At 53.0% G+C, this 15,362-nt stretch carries 13 protein-coding genes, 1 tRNA gene and 1 pseudogene; 10 read left to right on the top strand and 5 right to left on the bottom strand.

The features are described from left to right. Nucleotides 1–18: 18 nt before the first annotated feature. The 3 genes from PMI41_RS18885 to PMI41_RS18875 all read right to left on the bottom strand — a co-directional run bounded on the left by PMI41_RS18885 (nt 19) and on the right by PMI41_RS18875 (nt 3,729). Nucleotides 19–1,560, bottom strand: coding sequence for a sugar ABC transporter ATP-binding protein (locus PMI41_RS18885; RefSeq protein ID WP_040855810.1), 1,542 nt, complete (start codon nt 1,558–1,560; stop codon nt 19–21). 71 nt (nt 1,561–1,631) lie between these two features. Further along, nucleotides 1,632–2,660 (bottom strand): substrate-binding domain-containing protein, encoded by a 1,029-nt coding sequence (locus PMI41_RS18880; protein WP_008127535.1) that lies wholly within the window; start codon nt 2,658–2,660, stop codon nt 1,632–1,634. 262 nt (nt 2,661–2,922) lie between these two features. Next, on the bottom strand, nt 2,923–3,729 hold the full coding sequence (locus PMI41_RS18875) for an undecaprenyl-diphosphate phosphatase (protein WP_040855808.1): 807 nt from the start codon (nt 3,727–3,729) through the stop codon (nt 2,923–2,925). Nucleotides 3,730–3,991: 262 nt separating this feature from the next. On the opposite strand from PMI41_RS18875, the gene PMI41_RS18870 reads away from it, so the two are divergent. The 3 genes from PMI41_RS18870 (at nt 3,992) to PMI41_RS18860 (ending at nt 6,846) form a co-directional block, all read left to right on the top strand. Next, a complete protein-coding gene (locus PMI41_RS18870) occupies nt 3,992–4,684 on the top strand; it encodes a glutathione S-transferase family protein (RefSeq protein ID WP_008127531.1) in 693 nt (230 codons plus the stop codon). Between the two features lie 144 nt (nt 4,685–4,828). Next, nucleotides 4,829–5,980 carry a tRNA epoxyqueuosine(34) reductase QueG gene (gene queG, locus PMI41_RS18865; RefSeq protein WP_008127529.1) on the top strand — a complete coding sequence of 384 codons (1,152 nt, stop codon included), beginning with the start codon at nt 4,829–4,831 and terminating at the stop codon, nt 5,978–5,980. Beyond that, the gene (locus tag PMI41_RS18860; protein ID WP_008127528.1) at nt 5,977–6,846 is read left to right on the top strand and encodes an SDR family oxidoreductase; all 870 of its coding nucleotides are present in this window, start codon (nt 5,977–5,979) and stop codon (nt 6,844–6,846) included. Before queG ends, PMI41_RS18860 begins: the two co-directional genes overlap by 4 nt. Before the next feature lie 25 nt (nt 6,847–6,871). Here PMI41_RS18860 and PMI41_RS18855 read toward each other — a convergent pair whose 3' ends face one another. After that, nucleotides 6,872–7,363, bottom strand: coding sequence for an ABZJ_00895 family protein (locus tag PMI41_RS18855; protein WP_008127527.1), 492 nt, complete (start codon nt 7,361–7,363; stop codon nt 6,872–6,874). Nucleotides 7,364–7,481: 118 nt separating this feature from the next. Then, nucleotides 7,482–8,525 (bottom strand): zinc-dependent alcohol dehydrogenase family protein, encoded by a 1,044-nt coding sequence (locus tag PMI41_RS18850; RefSeq protein ID WP_008127526.1) that lies wholly within the window; start codon nt 8,523–8,525, stop codon nt 7,482–7,484. A gap of 188 nt (nt 8,526–8,713) precedes the next feature. Here PMI41_RS18850 and mepA point away from each other — a divergent pair. The 7 genes and pseudogenes from mepA to PMI41_RS18815 form a co-directional block, all read left to right on the top strand. Then, nucleotides 8,714–9,643 (top strand): annotated as a pseudogene (mepA, locus tag PMI41_RS18845) (penicillin-insensitive murein endopeptidase); the annotation flags it as partial. A gap of 90 nt (nt 9,644–9,733) precedes the next feature. After that, a complete protein-coding gene (locus tag PMI41_RS18840) occupies nt 9,734–10,189 on the top strand; it encodes a methylglyoxal synthase (protein WP_008127524.1) in 456 nt (151 codons plus the stop codon). Between the two features lie 15 nt (nt 10,190–10,204). After that, on the top strand, nt 10,205–11,233 hold the full coding sequence (locus PMI41_RS18835; protein WP_008127523.1) for a glucokinase: 1,029 nt from the start codon (nt 10,205–10,207) through the stop codon (nt 11,231–11,233). Between the two features lie 176 nt (nt 11,234–11,409). Next, entirely contained in the window at nt 11,410–13,239 is a 1,830-nt protein-coding gene (locus tag PMI41_RS18830) for an ABC transporter ATP-binding protein (RefSeq protein ID WP_008127520.1), read from the top strand. Further along, on the top strand, nt 13,236–14,057 hold the full coding sequence (gene dapB / locus PMI41_RS18825) for a 4-hydroxy-tetrahydrodipicolinate reductase (RefSeq protein WP_008127519.1): 822 nt from the start codon (nt 13,236–13,238) through the stop codon (nt 14,055–14,057). The genes PMI41_RS18830 and dapB overlap by 4 nt, the downstream gene beginning before the upstream one ends. A gap of 29 nt (nt 14,058–14,086) precedes the next feature. Further along, nucleotides 14,087–14,707, top strand: a complete 621-nt coding sequence (locus PMI41_RS18820) for a 2,3-bisphosphoglycerate-dependent phosphoglycerate mutase (RefSeq protein ID WP_008127518.1) — start codon at nt 14,087–14,089, stop codon at nt 14,705–14,707. Nucleotides 14,708–14,820: 113 nt separating this feature from the next. Further along, nucleotides 14,821–14,905: transfer RNA gene (locus tag PMI41_RS18815), tRNA-Leu, on the top strand. The last annotated feature ends 457 nt before the right edge of the window (nt 14,906–15,362 follow it).

The raw sequence follows: 15,362 nt of genomic DNA, 5'->3' as shown, positions 1-15,362 counted from the left end.
TTATCTCCCATAGCTTCTTCAGGCGGCATGATGTGTGGCCAGCCGTGTTTGTTCATTTGGATTGACGCCTGAGGCGAGGCGGATGACCGCCTCTTCCGTCATCTCATCCACATTGAGTTCTCCTGCAATTGCTCCCTCACGGACAACCAGAACGCGATCACATAATCCTAGCAGTTCCGGCAATTCTGATGAGATCACGATGATACCGATACCGGATCGAGCCAACTCGCGTAGTAGCAAGTGAATTTCGGATTTTGCGCCAACGTCGATGCCGCGCGTCGGCTCATCCATCAGAATAACCTTGGGCTGCACAGCAAGTTGTTTGGCAATCGCAACCTTTTGCTGATTACCGCCGCTGAGCGAGGAAACCGGTGCATCAATACTGCCCATCCGGATATTCAGACGCTGCGCAAAATCACGGGCCAATTGCGCTTCATCCTGCGCATTGATCAGCCCCAGATGCCCTGTCAAAGCCTTGAGGTTAAGAACCGAGATATTCTGGGCAATCGACAGATCAAGGAATACGCCTGAACCTTTGCGGTCTTCGGACAGATAGACAATCCCGGCCTTTACCGCATCCGCATAAGTCCTGATTGCATGCATCTGACCATGCAGACGAATCTCGCCGTCAGTTGTTGTACGCAAGCCACAAATGCCCTCTGCAATCTCTGTACGACCAGAACCGATCAGGCCGCCAATGCCCAGAATCTCACCCTTGTTCAGTTCTATGCTGATATCGTGGAAGCGGTTCCTGTCACCAAGGGCTCTAACCGAGAGGATGGTGTCTCCCGATGACTCGCCACTCTGTTTTTTGGGTGGATAGAGCTGTGTTATTTCGCGACCTACCATGCGGCGGACAATATCGTCCGGCGTCACGTCCGCGACATTCTCCGTGGATACGTAGCGCCCATCCCGCAAAACCGTGACGCGGTCGCAGAGGGAGAATATTTCTGCCATGCGGTGACTGATATAGATAATGGAAATACCGTTCGCCTTCAGATCGCGAATAATATCGAAAAGGATACGTGTTTCCGCTTCAGTCAATGCCGCAGTCGGTTCATCGAATATCAAAACCCGGCAATCCAGCGTCAATGCCTTGGCAATCTCCACAAGCTGTTGGCTCGAAATCGACAGATCAGCAACCTTGCGGCGCACATCAATCGGTGCCAGCCGATTCATAACCTGCTGTGCTTCGCGTTCCAGTTTGCGATAATTCATCAGGAAAGAACGCTGACGGCTGGTCGCTGCCATGAAGATGTTTTCCGCCACGCTCGCATCCGGGCATAGAGCAATCTCCTGATGTACGAGCCCAAGACCCAGAGACTGGGCAATCGAAGGCGAAGCGATCTTGACCCCTACGCCTTCAACAAGGATTTCACCCTCGTCCGGCTGCAGAACACCGGCAATAATATTCATCAATGTCGACTTTCCGGCACCGTTTTCTCCGCAGATCGCGTGAACTTCCCCGCGTTCAAGGCTAAAACTTACATTCGTCAGCGCCTTCACCGCACCGAAATGCTTTGTGACATTGCGGATGTTTAAAACCGGTTCCGACATGATGACAAACTCCTCCCAGAGGTTTCACAGAATGCTATCCGGACTTTGCAGGCCCGGATAGCGGGTTGCAAAGCTTACTCCTCGATGCCCTTGGTGCCGCGGCGTTTCAGGTACTTGTCCCAGAAGAAATCATCCGCATTTTCTGCCGTGACAATCGAAAGGCCATTATCCACGAACGGTATGCTCATAGGGTTGAAACCCGCCCGCTTGGCATCGTTCATCGGATCGATCAGTTCAGGATGCTTGGCCAACCAGAGCAACATGAAGCCCATGTAACCTTGCATGCCCTGATTTGGATTGATGGAGCCGAAAACTTCGCCAGCCTTGATCATATCAAGAATGTTGGCGTTGACGTCCGCACACATGACGAGGATCTTACCGCCGCTTTCCTTGTTTGCCTGAGCCGCGCCGATTGCGGAGTTGGCTTCCGGCATAAAGACCGCGCTAAGATTTGGATTGGCCTGAATGATACTCATCAAGCCCTGATAGGCTTTGGTCGGGTCCTGGTTCGAGGCCGCGCGGCCAACCAGTTTCATGTCCGGCCACTTTTCCTTCATGCGATCCACGAAGGCGGTGACCCGCTTGTCGTGATTATCCTGACCCGGATTTTCCAGCACGGCATATTCGCCCTTGCCGCCAAGCTTGTTGGCAATCGCATCAGCCGCATAGGTACCTTCGCGGATATTATCAGACGTGATGAAGGATATGCGTTTTGACAACGGCGAATCCGCTGCGAATGTCACGACAGCCGTGCCTTGATCAATGGCGCGGTTAATCGGCTCAATGAAAGGATCGGAATTCATTGGATGGACCAGAATACCGGCAGGATTCTGCGCCAGAGCCTGATCGAAACTGGCGATCTGCTTGTTAACGTCATATTCCGGTGTGCCCGTATAGGCCGTTTCACAGCCAAGCTGCTTGCCCGCCTGTTTGAACATCTCATACACAGGGAACCAGTATTCAACGCCGGAAACCATTACGTTCATGACGTATTTTTCACCGGGCTTACAGCGGAAAGGTGATTCCGTTTCAGCTTTGGCTGATGATGCAAACAGGGTTGTTGCAAGGACCGCCATCGCGGTCGTGCTTAAAAAAGTGCGCAAGTGTCCTCCTCGAGGCCGAAGCCCCTCCCATTTGTCCGCGGCGCTTCGATGCAGCCACTTTTACTTTGCGAAAATCGGCAATCCTCCTCGAATGCCGACACATGCAGCTAAACTCAAAGAAACAAGCCTGTCAATATAATTCATGCAATGAATAATAATTCATACTATTCGCATTTTGCGAACTAGTGCAAACGTAAATCTTCCCATCTCCCGCAGGGGAAGTTGAGAGGTTACGAACCTGTCTTATAATGAAGGTGGTTACTCAGCGCATCAATATGAGCGCAACAAGACCTACAGTTCCGACCACAAGCCGCCACCAGGCAAAAAGGCCATAGCCGTGGCGGGAGACGTAATCCAGCAGATAACGCACAACAAGTACGGCAGATATAAAGGCCGCGAGAAAGCCGACACCTATCAATGTCAGATCGTCAAAGGTCAGGACATTGCGGTTCTTGAACAGATCAAGGGCAAAGGCGCCAGCCATTGTCGGCATGGCAAGAAAGAAAGAGAATTCAGCAGCCGAGCGCTTATCGGCACCCAATAGCAGGGCACCGACTATGGTCGAACCGGAACGCGAAGTACCGGGGATCATGGCAAAGCATTGGAAAAGGCCGATCTTAAAATAGAGTGGCAGAGGGAAATCCATGGCATCGTGATAGCGTGGCTTGAGGTCCAGCCTGTCCACCCATAGCAGGATCAATCCGCCCAGTATCAGCATGGTACATATGAGCATAGGCGATTCAAACAGGATTGCCTTGATCAAGCCATGCGCGAGGACGCCAATCACAACGGCCGGTAGAAAAGCAATCAGGACTCCGGTAACGAAGCGACGTGTTTTCGGATCGCTCGGCAGATCACGGGCAATCTTCAATAGTCGTCCGAAGTACACCGTAAGAATGGCAAGGATCGCACCAAGCTGGATGAGCACTTCAAAGGTTTTTCCATTGGACTCAAATCCGAGAAAGTGCCCGGCCAGAAGCAGGTGCCCGGTCGAAGATACGGGGATGAATTCTGTCAGGCCTTCCAGCAGCCCAAGGAAAAGCGCTTCGACGATCGTCTGAGTTTCCATGTTTATGCTTACCGCTTCCTTAACTCTTAACGCAGTGAATACCTCATAATGGAGACACCACAGCATTTGAATATGCTACATAATTTCTGTCTTAACCGATTCTCTTTTAAGAAATTATGCAGCGGTAACGAGCTGTTCGTTGATTCGTGTTTACTTGTCTCATGCCGCCGTTGCGCCTATAGCATTGGCCCGATGCCTACCTTGCATGCAATACGATGCCGACCCGCTGAATACCAGTTCGAAAGATTTAAGATTACCTGCCATGTTGACGCTTTTTCATCATCCCATGTCCACCGGTTCGCGATATGCACGGCTGATCCTCAATGAATATGACATTGAAGTTCAGCTGATCGAGGAAAATAGCTGGGCACGCCGTAAGGAGTTTTTGTCCCTTAACCCGGCAGGTACCTTACCCGTTTTGCTTGCAGAGGGCGACGTGCCGGTGGCAGGCGCTTCGGTCATTGCGGAATATATCGACGAGACTCGCGGTGCCTTGAAACGCAGTCGCCGTTTGTTTCCAGAGGACTCCCTCAACCGCGCCGAAGTGCGCAGGCTGGTAGACTGGTTCTTAAGCAAGTTTGAAAACGAAGTGACGCGTCACATGGCACGCGAGCGCATTTTCAAACTCCACATGACACCTGAACAAGGCGGCGGCGCACCCGACAGCGCTGCCATCCGTGCTGCGCGGGCAAACATTACACAGCACATGAAATATATCGACTGGCTGACTGCGACGCGCAACTGGCTCGCCGGCCCTAACCCTACCTATGCGGACATGGCTGCAGCAGCCTCTATCTCGATCCTTGATTATCTTGGGGAAGTAAAATGGACCGAATATCGCGCCGCTCGTGACTGGTACACGCGCATGAAGTCTCGACCTTCCTTCCGCCCATTACTTGCAGATCGCGTGCGTGGCTTGCCACCAGCATCTCATTATGGCGATCTGGATTTCTGATCATATTAAGTGTTTAAGTTTCCTGCACGACTGCCATGTGGTTCGAAAGCTCACATGTGAGAGACTGCGGACAGTTACCGGCACGGCAGTCCTGGCTTTTCAATCAGCCCATAATGGTGAACTTGTGAACTAAGCATTGCGATCATGCAAACACACTCAGATCAGCAGGAGCGTCTCAAAAAATTCATCGTTGAAGAATCGCTAGCTGCGGGCTTCGATGTGGTTGCCATTACACGCGCAGATTCCATTCCGCAGGCAGAAGAGCGATTGCGCGAATATCTTGCGCTTGGCCGCCATGCAAGCATGGACTGGATGCAAGCAACACAGGAACGACGCAGCAGCCCCAATGCATTGTGGCCAGAGGTTCGCTCCATCATTGTTCTAGCTATGAATTACGGTCCAGACAGCGATCCGTTGCACGTTCTCTCACAGAAAGACAAAGCGGCAATATCTGTTTATGCGCAAAATCGCGATTACCACGATATTGTCAAAGGCAAGCTTAAAGGTGTAGCGAGCCGCTTTGCGTCGCGTGCGGCTGGCGAAGACCTGAAAGTATTCGTCGATACGGCTCCCGTCATGGAGAAACCTTTAGCCGAGGCCGCGGGCTTGGGCTGGCAGGGCAAGCACACCAATCTTGTCAGTAAAACACATGGATCATGGCTGTTTCTCGGCACAATATTTACGACGGCTCAGCTTCCATATGACGTTAAAGAACGCGATCATTGTGGCTCCTGCCATGCTTGTCTCGACGCTTGTCCAACTGCCGCATTTCCTGCGCCGTATCAACTCGATGCGAGGCGCTGCATTTCCTATCTGACGATTGAACATAAAGAGCCGATTGCACCTGAGTTTCGAAAAGCCATGGGCAATCGCATCTATGGCTGTGATGATTGTCTTGCCGTCTGCCCCTGGAACAAATTTGCCGAGACTGCGCGCGAGGCGAAGCTCCGCGCCCGCGACGATCTTCGTTCGCCCTCTCTCGATTATCTGCTTACGCTGGACGATCCAACATTCCGCACACTTTTCTCCGGTTCACCGATCAAGCGCATTGGCCGGGATCGCTTCCTGCGCAATGTATTGAATGCATGCGGCAATTCCAATGATCCGAACCTGATCGAACCCGTGACACAGCATCTGGATGACCCATCGCCTTTGGTGCGCGGCTCGGCCGTATGGGCTCTGAGCCAACTTATTGACGACAAAAGCTTCTCGACCCTGCGTCTTGCCCATGCTGCCAAAGAAAATGACATCAGCGTCTTGACCGAATGGCGCAATGGCGCAAACAATCAACCATGAAGATTTTCCTGTTTGGTGCCGGTTATTCGGCGCGCGCCTTTGCCAGATCAGTGGGAGCCAAAGCTGACTTTATCGGCGGGACGACTCGCGACAATACAAAGCTGTCGGCACTCGACAAGGAAGGCATAACGCCATTCCTGTTTCACGGTACCCACGCTTCACAGGAAATTGCCGACGCCCTCGAAACAATCACGCATCTGGTCATCTCCACATCGCCCGCAAAAACCGGCGATCCGGTAATAGCACTGTTCGGCGGTACAATCCGCAGAGCAATGCCGAAACTGCAGTGGATTGGCTATCTTTCAACTGTCGGTGTCTACGGCAATCATGCCGGCGGCTGGGTGGATGAAACCACAGCCTGCAGTCCCGTTTCTGCACGCTCTGTGGAGCGCGTTGATGCTGAACAAAGCTGGCAAGCCCTAGCCGATGAGCGTGGCGTTCCGCTGGCAATCTTGCGCCTTTCCGGAATTTATGGGCCGGGGCGCAATGCTTTTGTAAACCTCAGCAATGGTACCGCGCGCCGTCTCAATAAAACCGGGCAGGTTTTCAACCGCATCCATGTGGATGATATTGCCGGTGCTCTACAGTTTCTGAGCTTGCGAAACGAGGGTGGAATTTTCAACATCACTGATGATGAGCCTGCTCCGCCGCAGGACGTTGTCTCCTATGCGGCAGAGCTTATGGGCATCGAGCCCCCGGCAGAGGCAGATTTTGAAACAGCGCAACTGACGCCGATGGCGCGCTCGTTTTACGGTGAAAACAAACGCGTCTCGAACAAACGCATCAAGACGCTCGGCTTTTCTTTTCGCTATCCGGATTATGGCACTGCATTTGCTGCCATGTGGCGGGATGGCAGCTGGCGCTAAAACTTGTTGCGGACAGATCGCCGGATTATTTCTCTTTGAGAACCTTCTTGAGCGCCCGGCGCGCAAACCAGCCTGTTTCGATATAAGCGAGTATCCAAGTCAGAATCATTGTGAACACAGCAAATCCGGCAAGCAGAGTGAGAGCTGGTAGTCCGGTGTCCCGTGAAAAACCATCCAACATCGGTTGAAGAGGGCTCGCCTCTCCGGTCAGGCTTGTAAGGTAAAACCCAACAGCAGCCAGCGCGCCAGTGACTATCACTGCAACAATAGCAGCCATGTTGGAAAAGCTTACACGTTCGCGTTGGGTAAAAACACGCTCGTACTTTTTAACAAAGAGCATGATCGGGGTGGATAGTGCGGCCATGACCACGATAATTCCCATTGCTGCCGGGACATCAAACTGAAGCACCGATGTGATGATTATCACGACAACCTGGCAGAACAGCAAAATACCGCCAAACATCAAAACATATTTCTTTAGATCAACCGGTGTTGATACCGTGTCAGATACAGTCATTTGTTTTCCCCCGAAAACAGAACCACTTGCGGAAGTCCCCGCGCACCGGCCTGCCCGGTGCACGGGGAGTGATACAATAATTTTCCGAAGGCGTATACATCGATTTACTTAGTTTGGTTCACTGGAATTTAGTGATCACATTGATCCCGATACCCTCGAAACGGTCCATTGCCATCAGTGCGGCCGGTGCTTCATCAAGTGTGATTTCCTTACCGATCAGCCTTTGTGGTTGAAGTTTGCCATTCTCCAGCATGTCCATCAGCGCATTATAACGGAAAGCCTGCATGCCGTGGCTGCCATAGATTTCCAGTTCATGCGCAATGACCTTGTCCATGGGTATCGGAGAATGAGCATGATCTCCCAGCATCAAACCAATCTGGATGTGACGGCCGCGACGACGCAGATTAGCGATTGAGTTGAAGCATGTAGAGGGATGTCCAAGTGCATCGATAGAAACATGCACGCCGCCTTTTGTAATCTCTTTGACCGCTCCGATAATATTTTGGGTATCGCGACCGTTTACTGTCGCAACAGCGCCTAGCTCTCGGGCAAAGGCGAGTTTTTCTTCGGTGAGATCAACAGCAATGACATTGGCGCCCATGGCAGTCGCGATCATGATTGCCGAAAGGCCGACACCCCCGCAGCCATGTACCGCCACCCATTCGCCCGGCTTTACCTTTGCCTGATCGACAACTGCGCGAAACGATGTCACAAAGCGGCAGCCAAGGCTGGCGGCGGTGGCAAAATCCAGAGACTCCGGCAGAGCGACAAGATTGGTATCGGCAAAATCCAACGCAACATATTCCGCGAACGAGCCCCATGCCGTGAAGCCCGGTTGAAACTGGCTCTCACAAACCTGATGATTGCCCGAATTGCATTCGAAACAATGGCCGCAACCTCCGACAAATGGCACTGTAACCCGCTGTCCGACGTTCCATTGCGTGACGTGTTTACCGACTGACTCGATCGTTCCCGCCAGTTCATGTCCCGGCACATGCGGCAAAACAATATCCGCGTCATGTCCCATCCAGCCATGCCAATCACTACGGCAGAGACCAGTCGCCTCTACCTTCACAACAACCCCGGTTAACGCTGGTTCTGGATCGCGCACGTTTTGCACACGCGGCGGTTGGCTGAATTGTTCGAAAATAACTGCTCTCATAAGATTGGGTCCGTTCGAATCAAACCTGTGATTGTTACCATATTGCGGGTTTCAAGCGAATCTGGCCATCATAAAGCCGGATGATCTATGCAATTTTGCGTCTCATCCATTGGATAACGCACATGATCTCGAAAACTCTGGCTCGGCTGGCACTTGGTATTCTGATTTCATTCTCGGGTACACTCAATGCTGTCGCCGAAGATGGCCCTGCAAAGCAGCTTTTTGGCTCGCAGACCTTACCCAGCCTTGGAGCGCCTCAATCAACCGGCTTCTACGCCAAGGGGTGTCTGGCAGGTGGTGTCGCGCTTCCGGTCGATGGATCGGCTTGGCAGGTCATGCGCCTGTCACGCAACCGCAACTGGGGCCATCCGCGCATGATCGCCCTGCTGGAACGTCTGGCGCGTGATGCGTCTGCAAAAGATGGTTGGCCGGGTCTGCTGGTCGGCGACATTTCACAGCCACGTGGTGGCCCAATGTTGACCGGCCACGCCTCCCATCAGGTAGGACTGGACGCCGATATCTGGCTGACACCGATGCCCAAGCGCCGCTTCACCAATCAGGAGCGTGAAACAGTTGAAGCCAGATCAATGCTCAAGGGAGATACTCTTTTTGTAGACCCTGACAAGTGGAGCGCCAGTCGAACTGCCCTTCTGAAGCGGGCTGCAAGCTATCCTGAAGTAGAACGGATTTTCGTTCATCCCGGTATCAAGAAAAAACTTTGCGATAGCGTGCAAGGTGACCGTAGCTGGCTGAACAAGGTACGTCCCTATTGGGGACATTATTATCATTTCCATGTACGTATCAAATGCCAGCCGGGATCGGCCCAATGCAAATCTCAGGAACCGACAGGTACTGATGACGGATGCGGCAAGCCATTGGCATGGTGGTTTACCGACGAGCCTTGGAAGAAAGCACCGCCGCCAAAAAAACCTGTAAAGCCCAAGGTCATGATGCTTTCCGACCTGCCAAAGCTTTGTGCCCAGATATTGCATGCTCCCGGCCCAAGATCAGTCGAAGAAGTCACTCTTGGAGTTGGTGCAAAGGTTCCGCAAGCATCTGCCGATGTCGACGGTGAAGACATTCCCGAAGATGTGCCTGTGCCGGGACAAAAGCCTTGATGTCTTTTTCTGCCCTGCTCTTTTCACGACGGTGTGAATTGTTTATAGGGTTTCAATCGATTTAAGGCGGCAACCTGAAACAGAGTTTTAATGACACAGCCATTTCGCCTCGCGCTGATTGCCCATGACCAGAAGAAGGACGACATGGTTGCGTTTGCACGCAGCTATGAAAACCTCTTGATGCCATGCGATATTGTTGCGACAGGGACGACCGGCGGACTGATACAGAAGGCCTGCCCTTCCCTGACGATCACCCGTGTGAAAAGTGGGCCGCTTGGTGGCGATCAGCAAATCGGCGCATTGATAGCGGAAGGCCGCATCGACGGATTGATTTTCTTTGTCGACCCGCTGTCACCCTTGCCACATGATGTGGATGTAAAAGCACTCATGCGGCTGGCCAGCGTATACGATATCCCTATGGCTTTGAACCGGGCTACAGCCGAAGTACTGGTGCAAAAAAGGGGACTGCTTCGCGACGATGCAGCCGAAAATACATTGATGCGCCATTCGTCTACCCGGACGGATAATGGCCCAAACGAGATTTGAGACAGGAAAGCGATAATGGTTACACAAGCAGATACCGACCACATCATGAAGTTTCCGATTTTGGTCGGCGATATCGGCGGTACCAATGCGCGTTTTGCAATTCTCGTTGATGCATATGCGGAGCCAAAGGAATTTCCGGTCCTGCAAACTGCCGATTTTCCGACGATTGATGAAGCAATCCAGAACGCCATTCTCGATCATACTTCAATACAGCCGCGCTCTGCCGTTCTGGCCATTGCCGGTCCTGTGGAAGGCGATGAGATTGATCTTACCAACTGCGCCTGGGTCGTAAGACCCCGCCAGATGATGGAAACGCTCGGCCTGTCCGATATTACCGTTATCAATGATTTTGAAGCACAGGCGCTTGCTGTTGTATCACTTGAACCGCAACATCTGGAAAAGCTTGGAGGCGGGGCAGGCGATCCACATGGCAGTCGTGCTGTACTTGGACCGGGCACGGGTCTTGGCGTTGCAGGCATGGTTCGCTCCCGCGCAAGCTGGGTCCCTGTTCCGGGTGAGGGCGGGCACGTGGATATGGGGCCACGCACCGAGCGCGATCTCGAACTGTTCCCGCATATCGAACATATTGATGGCCGTATCTCGGGCGAACAGCTCCTGTGCGGGCGAGGCTTGCAGAATATCTACCGAGCGATTTGCAAAGTTGGCGGTACGGAACCGAACTTGGATACACCGGCCGATATCACTGCCGCTGGACTCTCCGGCGAGTCGAAGGAAGCCAAGGAAACACTGGCGCTCTTTGTCACTTATCTCGGACGTCTGGCCGGCGACTTTGCCCTGACATTCATGGCACGAGGCGGCGTGTATCTCGCTGGCGGCATTGTTCAAAAAATCGTGGAGCCTCTCAAAGACCCGGCATTTCGCGCAGCATTCGAAGATAAGGCTCCGCACCAGCAAATACTGCACGAAACTCCTGTTTATATTATTACACACCCCTTGGCAGCCTTGAGTGGCCTGTCGGCATTTGCTCGTACACCGGCCCGTTTTGGCGTTGCAACAGAAGGGCGCCGCTGGCGTCAGAGCTAAGCAACACTACCGGTTGCTCTGGGGCATCAGGGCAACACTGCCCGCCACATTCAGTCAAAGAGGGCAAAACCGATAGGCAAGCCGAGGCAATAACGCTATAGGGACAGGATCACGAGGCAAAAATCCCGCAAAGGATATTTGCCTGATATTTTAGTACCAGCGAGTTGCCGCCTGTCATGAATGGTGTACCCAAGAAGAAAAAGATCGATCCGACTGAGGCGAGGCGCGTCGTCGGCAGAGTTCTTGGTGAAAACGTTCGTCAGCACCGCTCGTCTTATGCCGTCGCCGTTGTCGCTATGCTCGCCGTTGCGCTAAGCACGGCGTTTGTCGCCTACATATTCAAAGATGTGATCAACAAGATCTATTATGAGCGACGCGAAGACCTCATCCTGCCGATCAGCCTTGGTATTCTGGCCGCCTTCGTCATCCGCGGTGTTGCGACCTATGTGCAGTCGGTAACAATGGCGAAAGTCGGCAATAGCATTGTTGCGCGTTACCAGCACCGAATTTTCGACCATCTGATGAAGCTTGGCCTTGATTTCTATCACGATACGCGTTCCGCGCAGCTTGCAGCGCGTATCAACCAGAATATTGGTGGCGTGCGCGAGTTGCTGGATATTGTCGTCACTACAATCGGCAAGGATATTCCGACGCTCATCGCACTTGTCGGCACCATGATTCTTCTTGATCCATTGCTATCGCTTTTTGCATTGCTGATCGGTCCCCCAGTGCTCATTACGGTGCGCTATCTGACAAAGCGCCTGCGGGTGATACACCGTGAATCCGTCACCTTGAATTCGCACCTTTTGGGAGCCATGCAGGAGGCCACGCAGGGCATTGCCATCGTTAAAGCCTTTACCATGGAAGACCAGTTGCGGGGCAAGATCAGCGCGTTGATTACGCGGGCTGAAGGGCGCGCCAACAAGATTTCGCGCGTTTCCGAGCGGCTAACGCCTGTCACCGAGCTGATCGCCGGGACCGCCATTGCGTCGATGATCATGTATACCGGCTTCCGTGCGGTCTATGACGCACAGCCTCCCGGCGCGATGTTCAGCTTCATCACCGCCGTATTGCTCGCCTATGATCCCGTCCGCCGTCTCGCACGCGTGCAGGTTGGACTGGAGCGCTCACTCGTCAATGCACGTATGATCTATGAAATTCTCGACATTGAACCCCGTCAGGCGGATAGCATTGGAGCAGTGCCAATTACTGTTCCCAATGGCGAGGTACAGTTCGACAATGTCAGCTTTGGCTATGGCAACGGCATCCCGGTTCTTCACAATGTCAGCTTCACCGCAGAGGCAGGAAAGACGACTGCAATTGTCGGCGCATCCGGTGCCGGTAAATCGACGTTGATCGGCCTTGTGCAACGCTTCTACGATATTGATGGAGGGCGTATTCTGGTCGATGGTCAGGATATTGCCCATGTGAGCAAACGCTCCTTGCGCCAATCCATTGCCTATGTTTCGCAGCAGCCTTACCTTTTCGAAGGGACAATCGCCGACAATATTCGCTATGGGCGCCCGGACGCCACTGATGAAGACGTTATCGAAGCGGCTAAACTCGCCAACGCCGATGAGTTCATTATCAAGCAACCGCAGAGCTACGGCACGGAAGTCGGTGAAAATGGCATTACCCTTTCTGGTGGCCAACGCCAGCGGCTGTCCATTGCGCGTGCAATTGTTCGCAACGCTTCCATCCTTTTGCTTGATGAAGCAACGTCAGCTCTTGATAACGAATCGGAGAAACGCGTGCAGCAGGCGTTGGAGCGCAGCATGCAGGGCCGTACCACTATCGTTATCGCTCATCGACTTTCGACCATTGTGAATGCAGACCATATCGTTGTCATGGAAGCTGGCAGGGTTGTGGAAGAAGGTGTGCACGAAACGTTGCTGGCCCGTCCAAATGGCGTTTACGCACGCTTCTATCAATTGCAGGGCAAGGACGAGTCGCCCATCATCGTTATGGACGAAGACAATGCCGAGCTGACAGGAACAACGGAATGAGTGCAGATACTCCGATGAAGCTTGCCGTTACCGGTGCTGGCGGGCGCATGGGCCAGACTCTTATCCGCATCATACACGCTACACCGGGTGCCGTGTTGGCAGGTGCCATCGAGCGCTCTGGTTCGCCGCACATAGGCAAGGATGCAGGCGAGATTGCAGGTGTCGGTCATCTTGGTGTGCCTGTGACTGACGACGCATTATCTGTTCTTGTCGGAGTTGAGGGCGTTCTAGATTTTACAATGCCTGCTGCAACCGTGGAGTTTGCCGAACTGGCCGCGCAGGCCCGTATCGTTCATGTGATCGGCACAACGGGATGCTCGGCCGAAGACAATGCTAAAATCGAGGCGGCAGCGCGCCATGCTGTCGTGATCAAATCCGGAAATATGAGCCTTGGTGTCAATCTGCTGGGTGTTCTCGTCAAACAGGCTGCCAAGGCGTTGGGTGAGGATTTCGATATCGAAATCCTCGAAATGCATCATAGGCACAAGGTCGATGCACCTTCTGGTACGGCTCTGCTACTCGGTGAGGCTGCTGCGGATGGCCGAGAGATAGGCCTCAGTCAGCATAGTGTTCGGGTGCGTGACGGTCATACCGGCCCTCGGGAAACCGGAGCTATCGGTTTTGCCACGCTGCGCGGCGGCTCGGTTGTTGGCGATCATTCGGTTATTCTTGCGGGCGAAGGTGAGCGCATTACTCTGTCTCACCATGCAGAAGACCGAACCATTTTCGCACGCGGTTCGATCAAGGCAGCGCTCTGGGGCAAAGGCCGAAAGCCCGGCCTTTATTCCATGCTCGATGTACTTGGCCTTAGCGACTAATTTTCACTTTTGGAAAGGAACCCTTCAGAATGTCCGGAACCCTAGTACTCGTCCGCCACGGCCAGAGCGAATGGAATTTGAAAAATCTTTTCACTGGCTGGCGTGATCCTGCCCTCACGGAACTCGGACATGAAGAGGCAAAGGATGCGGGCAAGCGCCTGAAGGCCAAGGGTCTCAAGTTTGACATTGCCTATACATCTGTCCTGTCGCGTGCCCAGAACACGCTTCAGCACATTCTTGAAGAGGTTGGCCAGACCGGGTTGGAGACAATCCGGGATCAGGCATTGAACGAACGTGACTATGGCGATCTTTCCGGCCTGAACAAGGATGACGCCCGCGCCAAATGGGGTGAAGATCAAGTGCACATATGGCGCCGTTCCTATGACGTTCCACCACCCGGCGGCGAAAGCCTGCGCGATACGGGTGCGCGAGTCTGGCCTTATTATTTGCATGAAGTTCAACCTCACGTGCTGCGCGGTGAAACAGTTCTGGTTGCCGCTCATGGCAACTCGCTACGCGCGCTCATCATGGCGTTGGATGGTCTGACAGGCGAAGAGATCGTGGCGCAGGAACTCGCGACAGGCGTGCCGATTGTTTACAAACTCAATGCCGATTCAACAGTTGCGTCGAAGGAAGTGCTAGCGGGATAAGCATACGGCAAGCAGCGACGAGGGCTCTGTCTAATGCAAGGGGTTTAGCAATCCAATATTTCCCGAATATATGCATTGACAGACTCTTGAGCGCCCCTTAGATGAAACCCGCTGCCCAGATGGCGGAATTGGTAGACGCGCACGGTTCAGGTCCGTGTGCCGCAAGGCGTGGAGGTTCGAGTCCTCTTCTGGGCACCAATTCTCTTTCCACACAGGTCCATGACCTTACCGGAAACACTCAAAAAGCTCGGTTTTCCGGGCTTTTTTGTTGTCTTGATATGCCGTTGCATCCCAAAATCGCGAAACTAAAACATGCAATTTTCATACGGCGATGAAACGGATCATTCCAACTCGACCCCATTCCGATTTAAGTGCTGGACGACATTAAAGGCTCGTAATATCACCATCTTCTCTTCTGACTTAAGGTACCAATCTCACAATACGGCTTGCAGCATAAGTACTACGGGAAAGGGGGCTTCTTCCATGGAAAAAAGTGTCCGCTTGGGCAATCTGTCAAGCACGTTGAGAGACCAATTCTCAAAGTTTAAACGCAAAGGTCAGGACACTGAACGATCTCAAGCCGTTGTCCGGCTAATAATAATTCCATTCTTCTTCAGTTACATATTCTACGCAGCAATATCGCAGGACTTATCGG

This window comes from Phyllobacterium sp. YR531, from assembly GCF_000282595.1.
Classification (GTDB): domain Bacteria; phylum Pseudomonadota; class Alphaproteobacteria; order Rhizobiales; family Rhizobiaceae; genus Phyllobacterium.
The sequence above is the reverse complement of the archived record's forward strand: the minus strand, read 5'-3'. Positions and strand labels throughout refer to the sequence as shown.

What these genes read in the sequence shown, in the direction of transcription:
- PMI41_RS18835 (WP_008127523.1), top strand. Translation starts at nt 10,205, where the DNA reads ATGGTTACACAAGCAGATACCGACCACATCATGAAGTTTCCGATTTTG.
- PMI41_RS18850 (WP_008127526.1), bottom strand. Translation starts at nt 8,525, where the DNA reads ATGAGAGCAGTTATTTTCGAACAATTCAGCCAACCGCCGCGTGTGCAA.
- dapB (WP_008127519.1), top strand. Translation starts at nt 13,236, where the DNA reads ATGAGTGCAGATACTCCGATGAAGCTTGCCGTTACCGGTGCTGGCGGG.
- PMI41_RS18840 (WP_008127524.1), top strand. Translation starts at nt 9,734, where the DNA reads ATGACACAGCCATTTCGCCTCGCGCTGATTGCCCATGACCAGAAGAAG.
- PMI41_RS18830 (WP_008127520.1), top strand. Translation starts at nt 11,410, where the DNA reads ATGAATGGTGTACCCAAGAAGAAAAAGATCGATCCGACTGAGGCGAGG.
- PMI41_RS18820 (WP_008127518.1), top strand. Translation starts at nt 14,087, where the DNA reads ATGTCCGGAACCCTAGTACTCGTCCGCCACGGCCAGAGCGAATGGAAT.
- PMI41_RS18875 (WP_040855808.1), bottom strand. Translation starts at nt 3,729, where the DNA reads ATGGAAACTCAGACGATCGTCGAAGCGCTTTTCCTTGGGCTGCTGGAA.
- PMI41_RS18860 (WP_008127528.1), top strand. Translation starts at nt 5,977, where the DNA reads ATGAAGATTTTCCTGTTTGGTGCCGGTTATTCGGCGCGCGCCTTTGCC.
- PMI41_RS18870 (WP_008127531.1), top strand. Translation starts at nt 3,992, where the DNA reads ATGTTGACGCTTTTTCATCATCCCATGTCCACCGGTTCGCGATATGCA.
- queG (WP_008127529.1), top strand. Translation starts at nt 4,829, where the DNA reads ATGCAAACACACTCAGATCAGCAGGAGCGTCTCAAAAAATTCATCGTT.
- PMI41_RS18855 (WP_008127527.1), bottom strand. Translation starts at nt 7,363, where the DNA reads ATGACTGTATCTGACACGGTATCAACACCGGTTGATCTAAAGAAATAT.